At 72.3% G+C, this 18,240-nt stretch carries 14 protein-coding genes; 6 read left to right on the plus strand and 8 right to left on the minus strand.

Annotated elements, in window-relative coordinates; all coding sequences use genetic code 11:
* Nucleotides 1-15: 15 nt before the first annotated feature.
* The 5 genes from ACNJ93_RS21710 to ACNJ93_RS21730 all read right to left on the minus strand — a co-directional run bounded on the left by ACNJ93_RS21710 (nucleotide 16) and on the right by ACNJ93_RS21730 (nucleotide 7,029).
* Nucleotides 16-3,714 carry a multifunctional oxoglutarate decarboxylase/oxoglutarate dehydrogenase thiamine pyrophosphate-binding subunit/dihydrolipoyllysine-residue succinyltransferase subunit gene (locus ACNJ93_RS21710; RefSeq protein WP_418959086.1) on the minus strand — a complete coding sequence of 1,233 codons (3,699 nt, stop codon included), beginning with the start codon at nucleotides 3,712-3,714 and terminating at the stop codon, nucleotides 16-18.
* Nucleotides 3,715-4,058: 344 nt separating this feature from the next.
* The gene (locus ACNJ93_RS21715; protein WP_418959087.1) at nucleotides 4,059-5,147 is read right to left on the minus strand and encodes a HAMP domain-containing sensor histidine kinase; all 1,089 of its coding nucleotides are present in this window, start codon (nucleotides 5,145-5,147) and stop codon (nucleotides 4,059-4,061) included.
* Complete coding sequence (locus ACNJ93_RS21720) at nucleotides 5,144-5,881, minus strand: response regulator transcription factor (RefSeq protein ID WP_418959088.1); 738 nt, start codon at nucleotides 5,879-5,881, stop codon at nucleotides 5,144-5,146. Before ACNJ93_RS21720 ends, ACNJ93_RS21715 begins: the two co-directional genes overlap by 4 nt.
* Nucleotides 5,882-5,993: 112 nt before the next feature.
* Entirely contained in the window at nucleotides 5,994-6,662 is a 669-nt protein-coding gene (locus ACNJ93_RS21725) for a spermidine synthase (protein WP_418959089.1), read from the minus strand.
* Nucleotides 6,663-6,756: 94 nt separating this feature from the next.
* Nucleotides 6,757-7,029: a zf-HC2 domain-containing protein gene (locus tag ACNJ93_RS21730; protein WP_418959090.1), complete on the minus strand. Its 273-nt coding sequence runs from the start codon at nucleotides 7,027-7,029 to the stop codon at nucleotides 6,757-6,759.
* A 267-nt stretch (nucleotides 7,030-7,296) separates the two neighbouring features.
* Here ACNJ93_RS21730 and lon point away from each other — a divergent pair, with 267 nt between their 5' ends.
* On the plus strand, nucleotides 7,297-9,702 hold the full coding sequence (gene lon / locus ACNJ93_RS21735; RefSeq protein WP_418959091.1) for an endopeptidase La: 2,406 nt from the start codon (nucleotides 7,297-7,299) through the stop codon (nucleotides 9,700-9,702).
* A gap of 64 nt (nucleotides 9,703-9,766) precedes the next feature.
* Here lon and ACNJ93_RS21740 read toward each other — a convergent pair whose 3' ends face one another.
* The gene (locus ACNJ93_RS21740; protein WP_418961485.1) at nucleotides 9,767-10,642 is read right to left on the minus strand and encodes a lytic polysaccharide monooxygenase auxiliary activity family 9 protein; all 876 of its coding nucleotides are present in this window, start codon (nucleotides 10,640-10,642) and stop codon (nucleotides 9,767-9,769) included.
* 240 nt (nucleotides 10,643-10,882) lie between these two features.
* Nucleotides 10,883-11,719 (minus strand): lysozyme, encoded by an 837-nt coding sequence (locus ACNJ93_RS21745; protein WP_418959092.1) that lies wholly within the window; start codon nucleotides 11,717-11,719, stop codon nucleotides 10,883-10,885.
* Nucleotides 11,720-11,929: 210 nt separating this feature from the next.
* Here ACNJ93_RS21745 and ACNJ93_RS21750 point away from each other — a divergent pair, with 210 nt between their 5' ends.
* Nucleotides 11,930-12,415: a MarR family winged helix-turn-helix transcriptional regulator gene (locus ACNJ93_RS21750; protein ID WP_418959093.1), complete on the plus strand. Its 486-nt coding sequence runs from the start codon at nucleotides 11,930-11,932 to the stop codon at nucleotides 12,413-12,415.
* A gap of 19 nt (nucleotides 12,416-12,434) precedes the next feature.
* Here the strand turns inward: ACNJ93_RS21750 and ACNJ93_RS21755 are convergent, their stop codons facing one another.
* Nucleotides 12,435-13,217: a hypothetical protein gene (locus ACNJ93_RS21755; RefSeq protein WP_418959094.1), complete on the minus strand. Its 783-nt coding sequence runs from the start codon at nucleotides 13,215-13,217 to the stop codon at nucleotides 12,435-12,437.
* A 372-nt stretch (nucleotides 13,218-13,589) separates the two neighbouring features.
* Between ACNJ93_RS21755 and ACNJ93_RS21760 the strand changes: the two genes are divergently transcribed.
* The 4 genes from ACNJ93_RS21760 to ACNJ93_RS21775 are packed head-to-tail and all read left to right on the plus strand — an operon-like array spanning nucleotide 13,590 to nucleotide 18,226.
* Nucleotides 13,590-16,667, plus strand: a complete 3,078-nt coding sequence (locus tag ACNJ93_RS21760) for a nitrate- and nitrite sensing domain-containing protein (RefSeq protein WP_418959095.1) — start codon at nucleotides 13,590-13,592, stop codon at nucleotides 16,665-16,667.
* On the plus strand, nucleotides 16,664-17,146 hold the full coding sequence (locus ACNJ93_RS21765; protein ID WP_418959096.1) for a roadblock/LC7 domain-containing protein: 483 nt from the start codon (nucleotides 16,664-16,666) through the stop codon (nucleotides 17,144-17,146). The genes ACNJ93_RS21760 and ACNJ93_RS21765 overlap by 4 nt, the downstream gene beginning before the upstream one ends.
* Nucleotides 17,143-17,559: a DUF742 domain-containing protein gene (locus ACNJ93_RS21770; protein WP_418959097.1), complete on the plus strand. Its 417-nt coding sequence runs from the start codon at nucleotides 17,143-17,145 to the stop codon at nucleotides 17,557-17,559. The genes ACNJ93_RS21765 and ACNJ93_RS21770 overlap by 4 nt, the downstream gene beginning before the upstream one ends.
* Nucleotides 17,540-18,226: a GTP-binding protein gene (locus ACNJ93_RS21775; protein WP_418959098.1), complete on the plus strand. Its 687-nt coding sequence runs from the start codon at nucleotides 17,540-17,542 to the stop codon at nucleotides 18,224-18,226. The genes ACNJ93_RS21770 and ACNJ93_RS21775 overlap by 20 nt, the downstream gene beginning before the upstream one ends.
* Nucleotides 18,227-18,240: the final 14 nt, after the last annotated feature.

The following is an 18,240-nucleotide window of genomic DNA, read 5'->3' on the forward strand; positions in this document are numbered from 1 at the left end:
CGCAGAGCCTCCGGGCTACGCCTCGAAGACCTCGTTGACCAGCTGCTGCTGCTCCGCCTGGTGACGCTTGGCCGAGCCGACCGCCGGGGAGGAGGAATGCGGACGCGAGATGCGCCGCAGCCGCTCCGCCGGGGGCAGGTCCGCGCCGACCGCCAGGTCCAGGTGGTCGATCAGGTTGAGCGCGATGAACGGCCACGCACCCTGGTTCGCCGGCTCCTCCTGCGCCCAGATGTACTTCGCCGCGTTCGGGTACTTGGCGATCTCGGCCTGCAGCTCCTTGCCCGGCAGCGGGTACAGGCGCTCCACGCGGATGATCGCCGTGTCCGTGATGCCGCGCTTCTGCCGCTCGGCCTCCAGGTCGTAGTAGACCTTGCCCGCGCAGAAGACGACCTTGCGGACGTCCGCCGGGTTCACCGACGCGTCGCCGATCACCGGACGGAAGCCGCCGGTGGTGAACTCCTCCGCCTTCGACGCCGCGGCCTTCAGACGCAGCATCGACTTCGGGGTGAAGACGATCAGCGGCTTGTGGTGCGGGTTGTGCACCTGCCAGCGCAGCAGGTGGAAGTAGTTCGACGGCAGGGTCGGCATCGCGACCGTCATGTTGTCCTGAGCGCACATCTGCAGGAAGCGCTCCGGGCGGGCGGACGAGTGGTCCGGGCCCTGGCCCTCGTAGCCGTGCGGCAGCAGCAGCGTGACGCCGGAGGTCTGGCCCCACTTCTGCTCGGCCGAGGAGATGAACTCGTCGACGACGGTCTGCGCGCCGTTGACGAAGTCACCGAACTGGGCCTCCCAGATGACCAGCGCGTCCGGACGGGCCAGCGAGTAGCCGTACTCGAAGCCCATCGCCGCGTACTCGCTGAGCAGCGAGTCGTAGACGTTGTACCGGGCCTGGTCCTCCGTCAGGTACAGCAGCGGGGTGTAGTCCTCGCCGGTCTCCTGGTCGACGAGCACCGCGTGGCGCTGGCCGAAGGTGCCGCGGCGCGAGTCCTGGCCGGCCAGGCGGACCGTGGTGCCCTCCATCAGCAGCGAGCCGATGGCGAGGGTCTCGCCCATGCCCCAGTCGATCGTGCCGTCGTCGATCGAGGCCGAGCGGCGCTGCAGCTGCGGCATCAGACGCGGGTGGACGGTGATCCGCTCGGGGATGTTGACCTGCGACTCGGCGATCCGCTTCACGACCTCCTGGGAGACCGCGGTGTTCACGGCCACCGGGAACTCGGCCTGCGTGTCCGGGACGTGCACCGGGGCCGGCGCCGAGGTGGCCTCGCGGACCTCCGCGAAGACCTTCTCCAGCTGGCCCTGGAAGTCCTGGAGCGCCTGCTCCGCCTCTTCCAGCGTGATGTCGCCGCGACCGATCAGCGACTCGGTGTACAGCTTGCGCACCGAACGCTTCTTGTCGATCAGGTTGTACATCTGCGGGTTGGTGAACTGCGGGTTGTCGCCCTCGTTGTGACCGCGGCGGCGGTAGCAGATGAGGTCGATCACGACGTCCTTGTTGAACGCCTGGCGGAACTCGAAGGCCAGCCGCGCGACGCGGACCACGGCCTCCGGGTCGTCGCCGTTCACGTGGAAGATCGGCGCCTCGATCATGCGGGCCACGTCCGTGGCGTACATCGAGGAGCGCGAGGACTCCGGCGCGGCGGTGAAGCCGACCTGGTTGTTGATGACGATGTGGACCGTGCCGCCGGTGCGGTAGCCGCGCAGCTGCGACATGTTCAGCGTCTCGGCCACGACGCCCTGGCCCGCGAAGGCCGCGTCGCCGTGCAGGGCGACCGGCAGGACGGTGAAGTCCGTGCCGCCCTTGTTGATGACGTCCTGCTTGGCGCGGACGACACCCTCCAGGACCGGGTCGACCGCCTCCAGGTGCGAGGGGTTGGCGACCAGCGACACCTTGATCTGCTCGCCGTCGAGGCCGGTGAACACGCCCTCGGCGCCCAGGTGGTACTTCACGTCGCCGGAGCCGTGCATCGACTTCGGGTCGAGGTTGCCCTCGAACTCGCGGAAGATCTGCGCGTACGACTTGCCGACGATGTTGGCGAGCACGTTCAGCCGGCCGCGGTGGGCCATGCCGATGACGACCTCGTCGAGGCGGGCCTCGGCGGCGGAGTCGAGCACCGCGTCGAGCAGCGGGATGACGGACTCGCCGCCCTCCAGCGAGAACCGCTTCTGGCCGACGTACTTGGTCTGCAGGAAGGTCTCGAACGCCTCGGCCGCGTTCAGCCGGCGCAGGATCCGCAGCTGCTCCTCGCGCTCCGGCTTGGAGTGCGCGCGCTCGACGCGGTCCTGGATCCACTTGCGCTGCTTCGGGTCCTGGATGTGCATGAACTCGACGCCGGTGGTGCGGCAGTACGAGTCGCGCAGCACGCCGAGGATGTCGCGGAGCTTCATCATCGACTTGCCGGCGAAGCCGCCGACCGCGAACTCGCGCTCCAGGTCCCACAGGGTGAGGCCGTGCTCGGTGATGTCCAGGTCGGGGTGCTTGCGCTGGCGGTACTCCAGCGGGTCGGTGTCGGCCATGACGTGGCCGCGGACCCGGTAGGAGTGGATCAGCTCGAAGACGCGGGCGGCCTTCGTGACGTCGTCGTCGTGCGAGGCGTCGATGTCCTTGAGCCAGCGGACCGGCTCGTAGGGGATCCGCAGCGACTTGAAGATCTCGTCGTAGAAGCCGTCCTCGCCGAGGAGCAGGTTCGCGACGATGCGCAGGAACTCGCCGGAGGCGGCGCCCTGGATGACCCGGTGGTCGTAGGTCGACGTGAGCGTCATGACCTTCGAGATGCCGAGCTTGTTGAGGGTGTCCTGGCTGGTGCCCTGGAACTCGGCCGGGTAGTCCATCGAGCCGACGCCCATGATGACCGACTGTCCGGGCATCAGACGCGGCACGGAGTGGACGGTGCCGAGGCCGCCGGGGTTGGTCAGGGAGACCGTGACGCCGGAGAAGTCCTCCATCGTCAGCTTGCCGACGCGGGCGCGCTTGACGATGTCCTCGTAGGCCTGCCAGAACTCGAAGAAGTTCAGCGTCTCGGCCTTCTTGATGCCGGCGACGACGAGCTGACGGTCGCCGTTGGGCTTCACCAGGTCGATGGCCAGACCGAAGTTCACGTGGTCCGGCTTGACCAGGGTCGGCTTGCCGTCCTTCTCCGCGTACGACCAGTTCATCGACGGCATGGCCTTGATGGCCTGCACCATCGCGTAGCCGATGAGGTGGGTGAAGGAGATCTTCCCGCCCCGGGCGCGCTTCAGGTGGTTGTTGATGACGATCCGGTTGTCGAAGAGCAGCTTCACCGGGACGGCGCGGACGGACGTGGCCGTCGGCATCTCCAGCGAGGCGTTCATGTTCTTCGCGACGGCGGCGGCCGGACCGCGGAGCGTGATCAGCTCCGGGCCGTCGGCGGCGGTGGCCGGGGCGGCCTTCGCGGGCGCCGGAGCGGCGGCCGGCGGGGCAGCCGGGGCCGGGGCGGCGGCGGGGGCGGCCGGGGCGGCAGGTGCGGCCTGTGCGGGGCTCACCTGCGGCGCGGCGGCGGAAGCCTCCGTCGAGCCGGGCTTGTAGTCGGCGAAGAAGTCCCACCAGGCACGATCGACCGAATTCGGGTCCTGGAGGTACTGCTGGTAGATCTCGTCGACGAGCCACTCATTGGCGCCGAAGGCGGTCGCAGGGTTCTGACCCTGCCCGTCTTGGTCGGTGGAGGTACTCGGGGTACTGGGGGACTGAGACGACACGGCGGTAACCGCCCTCTTCCGCTTCACAAGGTGATGGACAGCGGAAATAAAGGCTACGCCTCCCCGGCCGGGAGGTGCAGGCCGGGCACTCCAACGTCGCGCAAGTCACACTTGACGAGGTGTTTCGGCGCTGTGAATGGCGGGAAACAACCGTGGTTTCGCCTCTGTGAGGGTACGAAGAACCGCGGCCGCGGCCCCGTCCGGTTCGCAGCCCTGCTCACACTGTGGCCATCACCTGGCCACGTACAGTGCAGCTCCTGCTCTGGGTGGTGCAGGAGCATCCACACGCATCCACGCAGAACGCGCGCTTCCGGTTCGACCCTACGTCAATCTCGCGGTCAACATCACGCCGGAAGGCTGCCCGGCAGGGTGACGCGTATGCGGCAGCCGCGTGAAGATTCGGCCACGCCGATGCGGCCGCCGTGCAGATCCACCGCCCAGCGTGCGATCGCCAGGCCCAGGCCCGTGCCGCCGTCGCTGCCCTTGCCGCCCTGGCCGGCCGCCGCGCCCCGGTTGAACCGCTCGAAGACCTTGTGCCGCTCCTGCTCGGGGATGCCCGGGCCCTCGTCCTCGACCTCCAGCTCCAGCGAGTCCGGGTACGGGCCGCGCCGGGCCCGTACGGTGACCCGGCCGTGCGGCGGGGAGTGCTTGACGGCGTTGTCGATCAGGTTCGCCATCACCTGGTGCAGCCGCTCGGCGTCCGCGTGCGCGGTGAGCTCCGGCGGGGAGACGTCCAGGTGGAGATGGACGTCGGTGCGGTTGTGCAGCCCGGACGTGGAGTCCAGGCCGCGCTGCGAGGCGGCGAGGTTCGCCTCCCGCAGCACGCCCGACAGGTACGGCCACACCTCGAAGCGGCGTGCCCGCAGCGTGACGACACCGTTGTCGAGCCGTGACAGGTCGAGCAGCGTCTCCACCAGCCGGCCGAGCCGCTCGGTCTGCTTCAGGGCGGTGCGCATGGTCTCCGGATCCGCCTCCGAGACCCCGTCGACCACGTTCTCCAGGACGGCCCGCAGCGCCGCGATGGGCGTGCGCAGCTCGTGCGAGACGTTGGCCACCAGCTCCTTGCGGTGCTGGTCCTCGGCCTCCAGGTCGTCCGCCATGCGGTTGATGCGCCGGGCCAGGCCGCCCAGCTCGTCGCGCCGGTCCGCGCCCTGCACCCGGCGGCTGAAGTCGCCGCGCGAGATCGAGCCGGCCACCGTCGTCATCTCGTCCAGCGGGGCCGTCAGCCCGTGCGCCACGAACTGCGTGATCAGCAGCGTCGCGATCATCGCGAAGATCGTGATGTAGCGGAACTCGGTGGACGTCCGGATGGCCACCAGCGCCAGGCCGGAGGTGAGCAGGACCGCCCCGACGACCAGGGCGCCCAGTTTCGTCTTGATCGAGATCACGATCCGGCGCCGGCGGCGCGCGGCGGGGCGGCCCGGCCGGGTCATGACGCCGGGGTCTCCAGCGCGTAGCCGACGCCGTGCACGGTACGGATGCGCTCGGCGCCGATCTTCCGGCGCAGCGCCTTGATGTGGCTGTCGACGGTGCGGGTGCCCGAGGCGTCCGCCCAGTCCCAGACCTCGGCGAGCAGCTGCTCGCGGGAGAGCACCGCGCGCGGCGTGTTCGCCAGGCAGACCAGCAGGTCGAACTCGGTCGGCGTCAGGTGCACGTCCTCCGCCTTCACGCGCACCCGGCGCTGCGCGTGGTCGATCTCCAGCTCGCCGAGCCGCAGGATGCCGCTGCGCGGGGTCACCGCCGCCAGCGCGGCCCGCTCCACCCGGCGCAGCAGCACGTGCACCCGGGCGGCCAGCTCCCGCATGGAGAAAGGCTTCGTCATGTAGTCGTCGGCGCCCACGCCGAGGCCGACCAGCATGTCCGTCTCGTCGTCCCGGGCCGTGAGCATCAGGACCGGGACCGGCCGCTGGGCCTGGACCCGGCGGCACACCTCCAGGCCGTCGAAGCCGGGCAGCATCACGTCCAGGACCATCAGGTCCGGCTGCCACGCCTCGGCCGCGTCCACCGCGGCCGGGCCGTCCGTCGCGGTCTGCACGAGGAAGCCCTCGGCGCGCAGCCGCGCCGAGACCGCGTCCAGAATCGTCGCGTCGTCCTCGACCACGAGTACCCGACGCTGCGCACCGGGGGTGGCCGCCGCACCGTTGTGAGTGGTGTTCGTCTGCTCCATCGCCCGCCCCTGTCGCGTTGCCGCGTGTGCTGTCGTTCGTGCCGCCGGTTCGTTTGCGGCAGTGATCCGTACGTTGTCGGTCAGCAGCGTAAAGGCAGTCGGCGCGTCCCGGCTACGCAGGTCGTACGCCGAGGTGCACCACGTCGGGAACGCCTCGGGCAACGCGGATCTCTTCGGTTCTTACCCCGCTGAATCCGGCATTCCGCAACGACTTCTCGAAAGCGGGGGACGGCTGCGCGGACCACACCGCGAGCACGCCGCCCGGTTTCAGTCGGGCCTTGCAGGCGTCAAGTCCGGCCGGAGAGTAAAGACTTCCGTTGTCCTCGGTGACCGTCCAGTCCGGCCCGTTGTCGATGTCGAGGCAGAGCGCGTCGTACGTCTCGGTGCTCGAGTGCAGGTGAGCGACCAGATCGGTGTGCAGCACCTCGCTGCGCGGATCGGCCAGCGCCGCGGCGGAGAGCGGGGCGAGCGGGCCGCCTCGGTGCCACTCGATGATGGCCGCCTCGCGCTCGACGACCACGATCCGGCCCCAGCGGGGGTCCGCGGCGGCGTGTGCGAGGGAGAATCCCACGCCGAGCCCGCCGATCAGGACGGAGGGGGCGGGGCGGCCGGCGGGCAGGGCGTCGAACGCGGCGTCCACGAGCAGGCGTTCGGAGCGGCCGTCGGACGTGTCCATCAGGAACGTGCCGTTGGCGATGATCTCGAAGTGCTCGTCGCGCCGGCGCAGCACGACTTCTCCGTACGGTCCCTCGCGCCGGTCGAGGGTGACGGGGCTGGACATGGTCCCTCCGGTGACGGTCTCTCGGATCTCTCGGATACGGGGTCGCCCGGCCATCCTGCTCGGCGGGGGCGGCCGGGGCCAAACCCGCGGCGCCTCAGGCGCCGAGCCTTCCCGGTCCCTTCTCGTCCCCCTCCCGCGCGCAGCCGATGCGCTCCAACAGGGCGTCGTGCAACGCCGCGAGGCACGGGCCGTGCGGGCCGCGGCGTACGGCCAGGCCGACCGCGTCGGCGCAGGCGCGGCACGCGTCGAGATGCGCCTCGGCGTGCGCGAGCAGCTCGGGGGAGAGCTCTCCCCGGGCGTAGGCGGCGATCCAGTGGCCGGGCATGTGCCGCGGATCGGCGCGGAGCAGGCGGAAGGACTCGGGCACGGCGGCTTCGCTTCTTTCGGGTGCGGGGGGAGCGGGGGCGGTCGGCGACCCGGTCGTCACGGGGAGGGAACGCGCCGAGCCGCCGGAAGGTTGCCTTCCATGGCATCTCCCCGAAGCCGCCGGTCGCACGGAGGGCGCACGGGTCGCGGCCCGCGCGCCGGGCGCGCCCCGTGTGGCATCGCTCACAGCGAACACGAACCGGGGAACAATCCCCCGCTCACAAGCATTGAGTCGGCATAACTCAACTTGAATGCCGGAGGGAAGATCATGGCTTCGACGTCCACACCGCTCACTCTGCCTGTGCTGCCGCTCGACGACGAGGTCGTGCTGCCCGGGATGGTCGTGCCCCTGGACCTGTCGGACCCGGACGTGCGCGCCGCCGTGGAAGCGGCCCAGGCCGCCGCGCGCACGGCGGGCGGGCGCAAGCCGCAGGTGCTGCTCGTGCCCCGCATCGACGGCGCGTACGCCGCGACCGGCGTGCTCGGCACGGTCGAGCAGGTGGGACGCCTGTCCGACGGCGACCCCGGCGCGCTGATCCGCGGCCGCGGCCGGGTCCGCATCGGCGCGGGCACCACCGGCCCCGGGGGCGCCCTGTGGGTCGAGGGCTCCGTCGTCGAGGAGCAGGTCCCCGACCCGCTGCCCGGCGCGGTCACCGAGCTGGTCAAGGAGTACAAGGCCCTCGCCACCAGCTGGCTGAAGAAGCGCGGCGCCTGGCAGGTCGTGGACCGCGTCCAGCAGATCGACGGGGTCTCCGCGCTCGCCGACAACTCCGGCTACTCGCCCTTCCTCACCCTGGAGCAGAAGGTCGAGCTCCTGGAGACCGCCGACCCGGTCGCCCGGCTGAAGCTCGCCACCGCGCAGCTGCGCGAGCACCTGGCCGAGCAGGACGTGGCCGAGACCATCGCCAAGGACGTCCAGGAGGGCGTCGACAAGCAGCAGCGCGAGTTCCTGCTCCGCCGTCAGCTGGAGGCCGTCCGCAAGGAACTGCGCGAGCTCAACGGCGAGTCCGAGGGCGACGAGTCCGACGACTACCGGGCCCGTGTGGAGGCCGCGGACCTGCCGGAGAAGGTGCGGGAGGCCGCGCTCAAGGAGGTCGAGAAGCTGGAGCGGTCCAGCGACCAGTCCCCGGAGGGCTCCTGGATCCGCACCTGGCTGGACACCGTCCTGGAACTGCCGTGGAACGAGCGCACCGAGGACCAGTACGACATCCAGGGCGCGAAGGCCGTGCTCGACGCCGAGCACGCGGGCCTGGAGGACGTGAAGGAGCGCATCACCGAGTACCTGGCCGTGCGCAAGCGGCGCGCGGAGCGCGGACTCGGCGTGGTCGGCGGCCGCCGCGGCGGCGCGGTGCTGGCGCTGGTCGGCCCGCCCGGCGTGGGCAAGACCTCGCTGGGCGAGTCCGTCGCGCACGCGATGGGCCGCAAGTTCGTCCGCGTCGCCCTCGGCGGCGTACGGGACGAGGCGGAGATCCGCGGCCACCGCCGTACGTACGTCGGCGCGCTGCCCGGCCGGATCGTGCGGGCGATCAAGGAGGCGGGGTCCATGAACCCGGTGGTCCTGCTCGACGAGATCGACAAGGTCGGCTCCGACTTCCGCGGCGACCCGGCCGCGGCGCTGCTCGAAGTCCTGGACCCGGCGCAGAACCACACCTTCCGCGACCACTACCTGGAGGTCGAACTCGACCTCTCCGACGTGGTCTTCCTGGCCACGGCGAACGTCCTGGAGGCCATCCCGGAGGCGCTGCTCGACCGCATGGAGCTGGTGCGGCTGGACGGCTACACCGAGGACGAGAAGGTCGTCATCGCCCGCGACCACCTGCTGCCGAGGCAGCTGGAGCGCGCGGGTCTGGAGCCGGGCGAGGTGGTCCTTGAGGACGCGTCGCTGCGGAAGCTGGCCGGCGAGTACACGCGGGAGGCGGGCGTCCGCAATCTGGAGCGCTCGATCGCGCGGCTGCTGCGGAAGGTGGCGGCGCAGCACGAACTCGGCGAGCGCGAGCTGCCGTTCACGGTGGGGCCGGACGACCTCCGCGCCCTGATCGGACGCCCGCACCACATCCCGGAGTCCGCCCAGGACCCGGCGGAGCGCCGTACCTCGGTGCCCGGCGTGGCGACCGGCCTCGCGGTCACGGGGGCGGGCGGCGACGTCCTGTTCGTCGAGGCGTCGCTGGCCGACCCGGAGACGGGCGCGGCGGGCCTGACCCTGACGGGGCAGCTGGGCGACGTGATGAAGGAGTCCGCGCAGATCGCGCTGTCCTTCCTCCGCTCGCACGGCGCGGAGCTGGAGCTGCCCGTCACCGGTCTGAAGGACCGCGGCGTGCACATCCACTTCCCGGCGGGCGCGGTCCCGAAGGACGGTCCGAGCGCCGGCATCACGATGACGACGGCCCTGGCCTCGCTCCTGTCGGGCCGCCTGGTCCGCACGGACGTGGCCATGACCGGCGAGGTCTCCCTGACCGGCCGCGTGCTGCCCATCGGCGGCCTGAAGCAGAAGCTCCTGGCCGCCCACCGCGCGGGCATCACGACCGTCGTGATCCCCAAGCGCAACGAGGCCGACCTGGACGACGTCCCGGCCGAGATCCTCGAGAAGCTCGACGTCCACCCGGTCACCGACGTCCGCCAGGTCCTCGACCTGGCCCTCGCCCCGGCCGAGGTTCCCGTGGGCGTGGCGGCGTGACGACCCCGTAAGCGGTGGGGCGCTCTCCTTCGGGAGAGCGCCCCACCGGCGTGTCCGCCGCCGGTCAGGACGTCCTGCGGCGGCGGGGCAGGAGGAGGGTGAGGGTGGCGAAGGCGGTGAGGGCGGCGGTCGCGGCGAGGGTGGGGAGGAGGGGGGAGGCAGGAGTGGTGCCGGCGGAGAGGGCCGGTGGGTGTTCGTCGCCGCCGTGGCCGGCGTGGCTGACGGTGGAGCGGTCGGCGCCGGCCGCGAGCTTCGCCTCCGTGGGGGCCGTGGCCGTGGTGGCGCCGCCGAAGGTGACGTCGGAGCAGCTGTAGAACGCCTCGGGGGAGTCGTTGCGCTGCCAGATCTGGTACACGATGTGGCGGCCCGTGCGGGCGGGGAGGGTGCCGGTGAACGTGTAATGGCCGTCCGTCGCCGTGCGGGTGGTGCTGTACGTGGCGACCGGGGTGGTGTCCAGGTCGGACCACTTCAGGGGCTGCGTCGGGTCGAAACCCTGCTTCGTGACGTAGAGCGTCATCGTGCCCGAGTGCGGGGCCGTCGCGCGGAACTTGAAGGTGAAGGAGCCCGCCGCGACCGCCGTCGCGGGCCAGTCGGTGCGGGCCCAGTCCAGGGCGCGGTACTTGTCGCGGCCGGCCGAGCAGAGCTTCCCGTCCGGGACGACCGCCTGGTGCCGGCCGTCCACGTCCGCGAGGTTGACCTCGTTCCAGTCGTACAGCGGCTGGGTCCCCGAGTCGGCCACCAGGTCCTTGCAGACCTGGGACCTCGGGGTCTCCGGGCCCTCCGCGTAGCAGGCGGCGATCCGGCTCACGGGGTTGAACACCGCGCCGTGCGCGCTCGCCGTCGCGGGCAGCAGCGGGACGAGCACGGCGGCGGACAGGGCGGCGGCCCCGGCCAGGGCGGCGGTGCGGCGACGGGCCGTGCGGCCGGAGGACGGCGGCATGGGGGAGGACGGCGCGGACGGCATGGGGGAGGGCATGCGGGGCTCTCTCTCGTACGTGGGGGAGGACGGGACGAGTGCGCGAACAAGCGGAAGCCCCAGGGGAGTTGGGCCCGCTCCACGTCCGAGCTTCGCATTGGTCCATACCAATCGGCAAGAGGCGCGGCGGAACGGCCGGACGGCCCTCCGGGCGTGCCGCCGCACGCCCGGAGGGCCGTCCTCAGTCGGTCGCCGTGCCGGGGATCAGCCGTAGGCCAGCGCCCGCACGCGCGTGATGTCGCCGTTGAAGTGGTTGTGGTCGCCGACCGTCGGGCCGGTCGAGGTGTACTGCCACATCGTGTAGTACGTCCAGCCGGCCGGGAGTTCGCCGACCGTCGAGGCGTACCGCGCGATCCACAGCGGGTTCGTCGTCGCGAAGCCGCCGTAGTTGCCGGTGCACTGCTTCCACCAGCTGGTCGCCGTGTAGATCACCGGGTCGCGCCCGGTCCGGTACTTGTACCGGTTCACGAAGTCGCGGATCCACGCGACCATCCCGGACTGCGTCTTGCCGTAGCAGGTCGCGCCGTACGGGTTCCACTCCATGTCCAGCGCGCCCGGCAGCGTCCTGCCGTCCCGCGACCAGCCGCCGCCGTTGTTCACGAAGTAGTCCGCCTGCGCCGCGCCCGACGCCGTGTCGGGGGTGGCGAAGTGGTACGAGCCGCGGATCATGCCGACGTTGTAGGAGCCGTTGTACTGCTGCGTGAAGTACGTGTTCTTGTAGTACGTGCCCTCCGTCGCCTTGACGTAGGCCCAGCGGACCCCGCTGTTCCACAGGGTCGTCCAGGCCACGTTGCCCTGGTGGCTGGAGACGTCGACGCCCTCGGCCTGGGTGACCATGACCGAGGGGCCGCCGGGCCTGCCGTCGCGGCCGTCGTGCTTCGGGACGCCCATGCCCATGTACGCGGTGCCGCGCTCGGGCACCTGGGCGGCGCTCGCCGCGCCGGGCAGGGTCAGGAGGAGGGCCAGCGCCGCCAGCACCGCGGTGAGCACCGCGGGCCGGCCGGCGAGGGTTCGGGACTTTCCGGATCTGTGCACGGGCATTGCGTGCCTCCGAAAGGCTCGATGGGGGGATCGTCGACATGCCGTGGTGTGGACATGTCAGTAGTGACGCTACGCACGTAGACCCGCGCGGCGGAAGGGCCTCCGGGTGCTGCCGATGGTCTACGCCTGCGAAATACTGGAGGAGCTGCGGCGTTGTCCGCGGCGCGAAGGAAACTTTCAGCGATCGGAAAGCGCGCGAGGGGTGCTGACGTGCACGGAAGCGGTACGGGGAGTGAAGCCGATCCCACGGCCGGGAATGGCGTGGACCAGGAATTCCTGGCCCTCGAACGGGAATTGTCCGTGTTCCTGCGCCGCGCCCGCGCCTCCTCCGGCGAGATGGCCCGCGAGGTCCACCCCGAGCTGGAGCCCGCCGCCTACGGACTGCTCGTCCGGCTCGACGAGGCCGGCCCGCAGCGCGCCACCGAACTCGCCGCGTACATCGGCGTCGGCAAGGCGACCATGAGCCGCCAGCTGCGCGCCCTGGACGACCTCGGGCTGATCGCCCGCGACCCCGACCCGGCCGACGGCCGCGCCTGGCTCGTCCGGCTCACCGACGAGGGCCGGGCCCGCTTCCGCAGCGTCCGCGACGCCCGGCGCGAGCGGTACGTCCGCAAGCTCGCCGACTGGGACCGCGGCGAGGTCGCCGAACTCGCCCGCCTGCTGCACCAGCTCAACACCCGCGCCGCGAGCGACTGACCGCCGCCGGGGCGGGCGCCTACAGCTCCGCGTACACCGCCGTCGCGTCGTCGTGGAGCTTCCAGCGCCGTACGCCCCCGGCCTCGCCGTCCGCGGCCTCCCGGGCCCGCACCCGGTCCACCAGCCCCCGCGGCCCCTCCTTCGCGAGCAGCGCGCAGCAGTCCGCCCAGTCGCCGGCCCCGAACAGCTCCACCCAGCGGGCCGCCCCGTCGGTGAGCGCCGCCAGCGCCCGCACCCGCGCCCTCGGCGTCGTCCCGGTGACCGCGCGCCGCGCGACCGCGGGGTCCGCCGCCGCCGTGAAGAAACCGCCCTCCCGGTTGCGCAGCCGGTCGGTCGCCTCGTGGGAGCGCAGGATCTCGCGCGGCACCCGGTCCAGCCGGTCGTCGCGGACCGCCGTCACCGCGCCCGAGGGGGACTGCAGGAGCAGCACCGCGTCCGACAGCACCAGGTACTCGACCGTCTCCTCGTCCCACCGGGCCAGGGCCACCGTCGCCTGCGGCGTACGGACGTGAGAAAGGTCACACGTGTCGCGGTGGGCGTTTGCGGTGCGCTCGATGGCAGAGGACAGGATCTCCGTCAGGGTCATGTCCCGTCGTGAACCGGACAGTTCGGTCAGCGCGCCCCCGAGTCGCGCCGTGAACCACGGCACCGTGTGCACACAACCCACCGCTCCGGTCGGCGGGGTCACCCCGTCCAGGACCGCCACCGTGCCACCCGCTCCCGCCGCAGGGAGAACGGCGGCCGCCCAGTCCTCGTTGGGGCGTTCGGGGCTGCCGGGCACGGAGACGAGTTCGGTGCGCATGATCCCAGTCTGCCGTCCCGCGGACCGGTCTGCATGACTCCTTCACAGCGCCTCCCGAAAGCCGGAATCGGCCTGAACGGAGCCGCGGACAGGGCCCGGGAAGACGGAAGCGGAACGTCCGGGGAACTGCGGGCGCGCATCCTGCCAAAGCCCGCCCGGAAGATCCAACCGGCGCCCGGAAACGGACTCCGATCCGTAACGGGGGGAGTTGTTCGGCCCCTTGGGAGTGTTGTTCACTCGTTCGGGTGGCGGAGTGGCCGATGCGCGCCCCCCTCCCAAAACCACTGGAATGGTCGGAAGCCGTACCAGGGGTGGGGGCGTTCTGCAGTGTGACCGGTCGTCACCTCTGCTTCATGGGCGGACGAGTCAAGAATGCGAGCACCGGTGCAGAAGAAGCGGCCTGGGAGCAAGAACGGCACGCGCGTGGAGACCCCCGGTGACCCGCAGAGCCCGGGCGCCGCGCAGACGCGGCCGGGCGGCGACGACGTCGTGCCGGGCAAGCGTCCCGCCCGCGTGCGCACCCGTCTCGTCGGCGGTGTCGCCCTCGTCTCGCTGACCGTGCTCGCCGCGGGCGCGCCCGCCGTCCTCGGCGCCTCCACCGAACTCAAGGACGCCCAGTCCCTCGTCGACCTCGCCGCGCTCGACCGGCAGGCCGTCACCCTCGCCCACTCCCTCGCCGACGAGCGCGACGAGGTCGTCGCGTACGTCGCCGCCGGACGCGACGACCAGCGCGGCCCCGCCAAGAAGAAGCGGAAGATCACCCCGGCCCGCTCCGCCCGCGTCGACCGGCAGATCGACGAGATCCGCGCCGACGCCCCCGCCGACCTCCGTCGCGAGCTCGCCACCGTCCCCTCCGTACGCCGCGCCGCCCTCACCGGTGAGGGCACCGCCCTGGAGACCTTCAAGGCGTACACGGACGTCATCACCAAGCTCCAGGCCCTCGCCGAGCGGCTCGCCGAGCGCACCCCGCCGGAGATCGCCGAGGCCACCCGCGCCCCCGCCGCCCTCGGCCGCGCCGTCGAACAGGCCTCCGCCACCCGCGCGCTGCTGCTCGGCGCGCTCGCCGTGCCCGAGCCCAAGGGCGGCGGCAGCCACTACGACCCCATCACCGGCACGATGGTCCCGGACGAGGACGAGGGGGCCGCCGACGCCGAGGCCGCCCGCACCGCCCTCAGCGGCGCCGCCCAGCAGGCCCGGGTCCGCGAACTCGCCGCGCTCGCCGACTTCGACCAGGCCGCCACCGCGACCGCCCGCGACTCCCTCGCCTCCACCGTCACCGGACCCGAGGTCAAGCAGGCCGAGGCGCTCCTCACCAAGCTCACGGACGAGCCCGAGCTCAGCCGCGCCGAGAAGCGCACCGACCCGGCCCGGCTCGACGCCGCGCTCTCCGCCCGCATCGAGCAGATGCGCGGCGTGGAGTCCGCGCTCGCCACCGCCCAGGTCGAGCGCCTGGAGACCGTCCGCGACGACGCGTTCACCTCCCTCGAACTCGGCATCGGCTACCTCGGCGGCTGTCTGCTGCTCGCCGTCGGCGTCTCCGCCGCCGTCGCCCGCACGCTCACCCGCCCGCTCGCCGTGCTGCGCATCGGCGCCGCCCGGCTCGCCGGCGCGGAGGAGCCGCAGACCGAGGAGCCGGTGCGCTTCACCGGGCGCAACGACGAGTTCGCCCAGGTCGTACGGTCCCTCAACACGCTGCAGCACCGGCTGGCCGGCCTCGCCGGAGAGGTCACGCGGCTCGACGAGGACCGGGTCGGCCTCGCCGGCGCCCGCGAGGCCCTCGCCGCGGAGTTCACCGCCCAGCGGGCCGAGCTCCAGGAGCAGACCGCCCGGCTCACCGCCGAGCTGGAGCAGCTGCGGCACACCGTCCGCCACACCTTCGTCAACCTCTCGCTGCGCACCCTCGGGCTCGTCGAACGCCAGCTCGGCGTCATCGAGAAGCTGGAGGAGCGCGAGCAGGACCCGGACCGGCTCGCCACGCTGTTCAAGCTCGACCACATGGCCACGGTCATGCGCCGGCACAGCGAGAACCTCCTCGTGCTCGCCGGCCACGAGCACATCCACGGCCACCCCGGCCCGGTCCCGCTGGTCGACGTGCTGCGCGCGGCGGTCAGCGAGATCGAGCGGTACGAGCGGGTCGCCATCCAGTCCCTGCCGCCGCACGCCCAGATCGCCGGCTTCGCCGCGGACGACCTGAGCCACCTGATCGCCGAACTCCTGGAGAACGCCACCTCGTTCTCCCCGCCGGACGCCCAGGTCCAGCTCTCCGGCTGGCTCCTGGAGACCGGCGAGGTCATGCTCTCCGTCCAGGACGAGGGCATCGGCATGACCGAGAGCCGGCTCGCCGAGCTGAACGCCCGGCTCGCGGAGCCCGAGCAGGACGGCGACGCGGACCTGGAGGGCGAGGGCCTGGGCATCCGCGTCACCGCGCTGCTCGCGGCGCGGCTCGGCGTCCGTGTGACCCTGCGGGAGCAGAAGCAGGGCGGTGTGGCGGCGGTCGTCGTCCTGCCGCTCCCGCTGCTCCCGGAGGCCCCGCCGGCCGCGGCCCCGCCGGCGGTCCCGGTCGCCGGCGGTCCGGCCCCCGCGATCAACCTGCCGGGCTCGGTGGCCGAGGCCAACTCCAACACCCTGCCCGGGCGCACCCGCGACCCGCTCATCGCGCTGGCGGAGAAGACGGCGGCAGAGGCGGGCGAGCCCGCGGAGCCCGCCGAGGCCGAGCCCGCGGACTCCGCCGTACCGGAGGCCGAGGCGCCGACTGCCGAGGACGAGGCCGAGGACGAGGTCGCCACGGAGGCCCCCACGGCCACCGACGCCCCGAGCGACACGGCCGTCACGGAGGCCCCCGCCGCCACCGGCGCCCCGGCCGACACGGAGGCCACGGAAGCCACGGCCGTCACGGACGCCGTCGGCGTCCCCACCCCGTCCCCGGCCGAGACCACGCTTCAGGTCCGCCTCCCGCTCGGCCCGGAAGAGGAACCGGCCTCGGACACCGAGCCGGCCCACGCCCCCGAGCCCACCCGGGACACCGAGCCGGCCCGCGCCGCCGCCCCCGAGGCGCCCGCCATCCCCGAGCCCCGGCCCGAGGCCGTACGTGAGGCGACGCGTCCCGCCGAGCCCGCGGACACCCCCAACCCCTACGCCATCGGCCCCGACGCCCATGAGCGGGCTCCCGAGCCCGGCCACGAGGACGTACCCCGGCTGACCGACAAGGGGCTGCCCAAGCGCACCCCCCGGATCGTCACGCCGGCCGACGTGCCCGCCCCGCGCCCCGCCGGAGGCATCGACGCCGAGGCGCTGCGCGCCCGGCTCGGCGGCTTCCACCGGGGCGCCCAGGAGGGCCGCCGCGACGCCGCGGCGGAACTCGGCGCGCCCGACGACGTGCGCACCGGGTCGCACCACGCAGGCAGCACAGAGGAGTCGACGGGGGAGACAGTCGAGGAGGCACGCAGTTGACTGCGACCGGAACATTCGGACTGAGCACGGAGGCCCGCAATCTGCAGTGGCTCCTGGGCAACCTCGTCGAGGAGGTGCCAGGGCTCCGCTCCGTCGCCGTCGTCTCGTCCGACGGGCTGCTGCTGCTCTCCTCCGACCCGGCCCTGAAGGCCCCCACCGCCGGACCCGCCCCGAGCGGCGGCCCGCGCGGCTCCAGCGCCGACCTCGCCACCATCGTCTCGGGCATCGCCAGCCTCACCATCGGCGCCGCCCAGCTGATGGACGGCGGCGGCGTCAAGCAGACGATGGTGAACATGGACGAGGGCAGCGTCTTCGTCATGTCCATCAGCGACGGCTCCCTGCTCGGCGTGCACGCCGAGCCCGACTGCGACATGAGCGTCGTCGCGTACCACATGGCGCTCTTCGTCGGCCGCGCCGGACACGTCCTCACCCCCGAACTCCGCAGCGAGCTGCGCAAATCGATGGAGAGCGCCCAGTGACCTCCGCGTCCCTCCCGCATCCCCGAAGGCTGCCGGTACGAGGAGACGGGCGCCGGCCCGCGCGGGTCCGGCCGTACTCCCTCACCGGCGGCCGCACCCGCTTCGGTCACGTCCTGCTCGTGGAGACCTTCGTCGCCGCGCTCGAAGCCCCCGGGCCGCGCAAGGAACTCGGCAACGGCGGGATCGGCGCCCGTCTCATGCCGGAGCTGCGCGCCATCGTCGAGCTCTGCCGCCGGATGCGTACCGTCGCGGAGATCTCGGCCCTCCTCAAGATGCCATTGGGTGTCGTCCGAGTGCTGCTCAGCGACTTGGCCGACCAGGGAAAGATCCGTGTGTACGGGACCGGTCACGGCACCGGCCAGCCCGACCGCGCGCTCCTCGAAAGGGTGCTGAGTGGACTCCGTCGTCTCTGACGTCACCGCCGAACCGGTCCTGACGGCCGGGATCCCCGCGCAGCCCGACGCCCCGTCCGCTTCCGTCCCCGGCGCCGAGGACGGCGCCCGCGACTGGCAGCTGGACCACACCCGCGCGCCCATCGCCACGAAGATCGTGGTCGCGGGCGGCTTCGGCGTGGGCAAGACGACCTTCGTCCGGTCCGTCTCGGAGATCACTCCGCTGCAGACCGAGGCGCTGATGACGCAGGCGAGCGAGGGGACGGACGACCTCTCCGCCACGCCCGGCAAGCTGACCACGACCGTGGCCATGGACTTCGGCCGGATCACGCTGGACGACGACCTCGTCCTGTACCTCTTCGGCACGCCCGGCCAGCAGCGGTTCTGGTTCATGTGGGACGACCTCGTGCGCGGCGCGATCGGCGCGGTCGTGCTCGCGGACACGCGCCGGCTCACCGACTGCTTCCCCGCCCTCGACTACTTCGAGAGCTGCGGACTGCCGTACATCGTGGCCGTCAACCACTTCGAGGGCACCGAGCTGTTCGAGGCCGAGGACGTGCGGGAGGCGCTGACCGTCCCGCCGCACGTGCCCGTGGTGATCATGGACGCCCGCAAGCGGTACAGCGTCGTCGAGACCCTGCTCACCATGGTGGGCCAGGCTCTGGAAGCCACCCCCGAAGAGCAATAGCCGCAGTACGCTGC

The organism is Streptomyces tritici, from assembly GCF_048500665.1.
GTDB classification, from domain to species: Bacteria; Actinomycetota; Actinomycetes; order Streptomycetales; family Streptomycetaceae; genus Streptomyces; species Streptomyces tritici.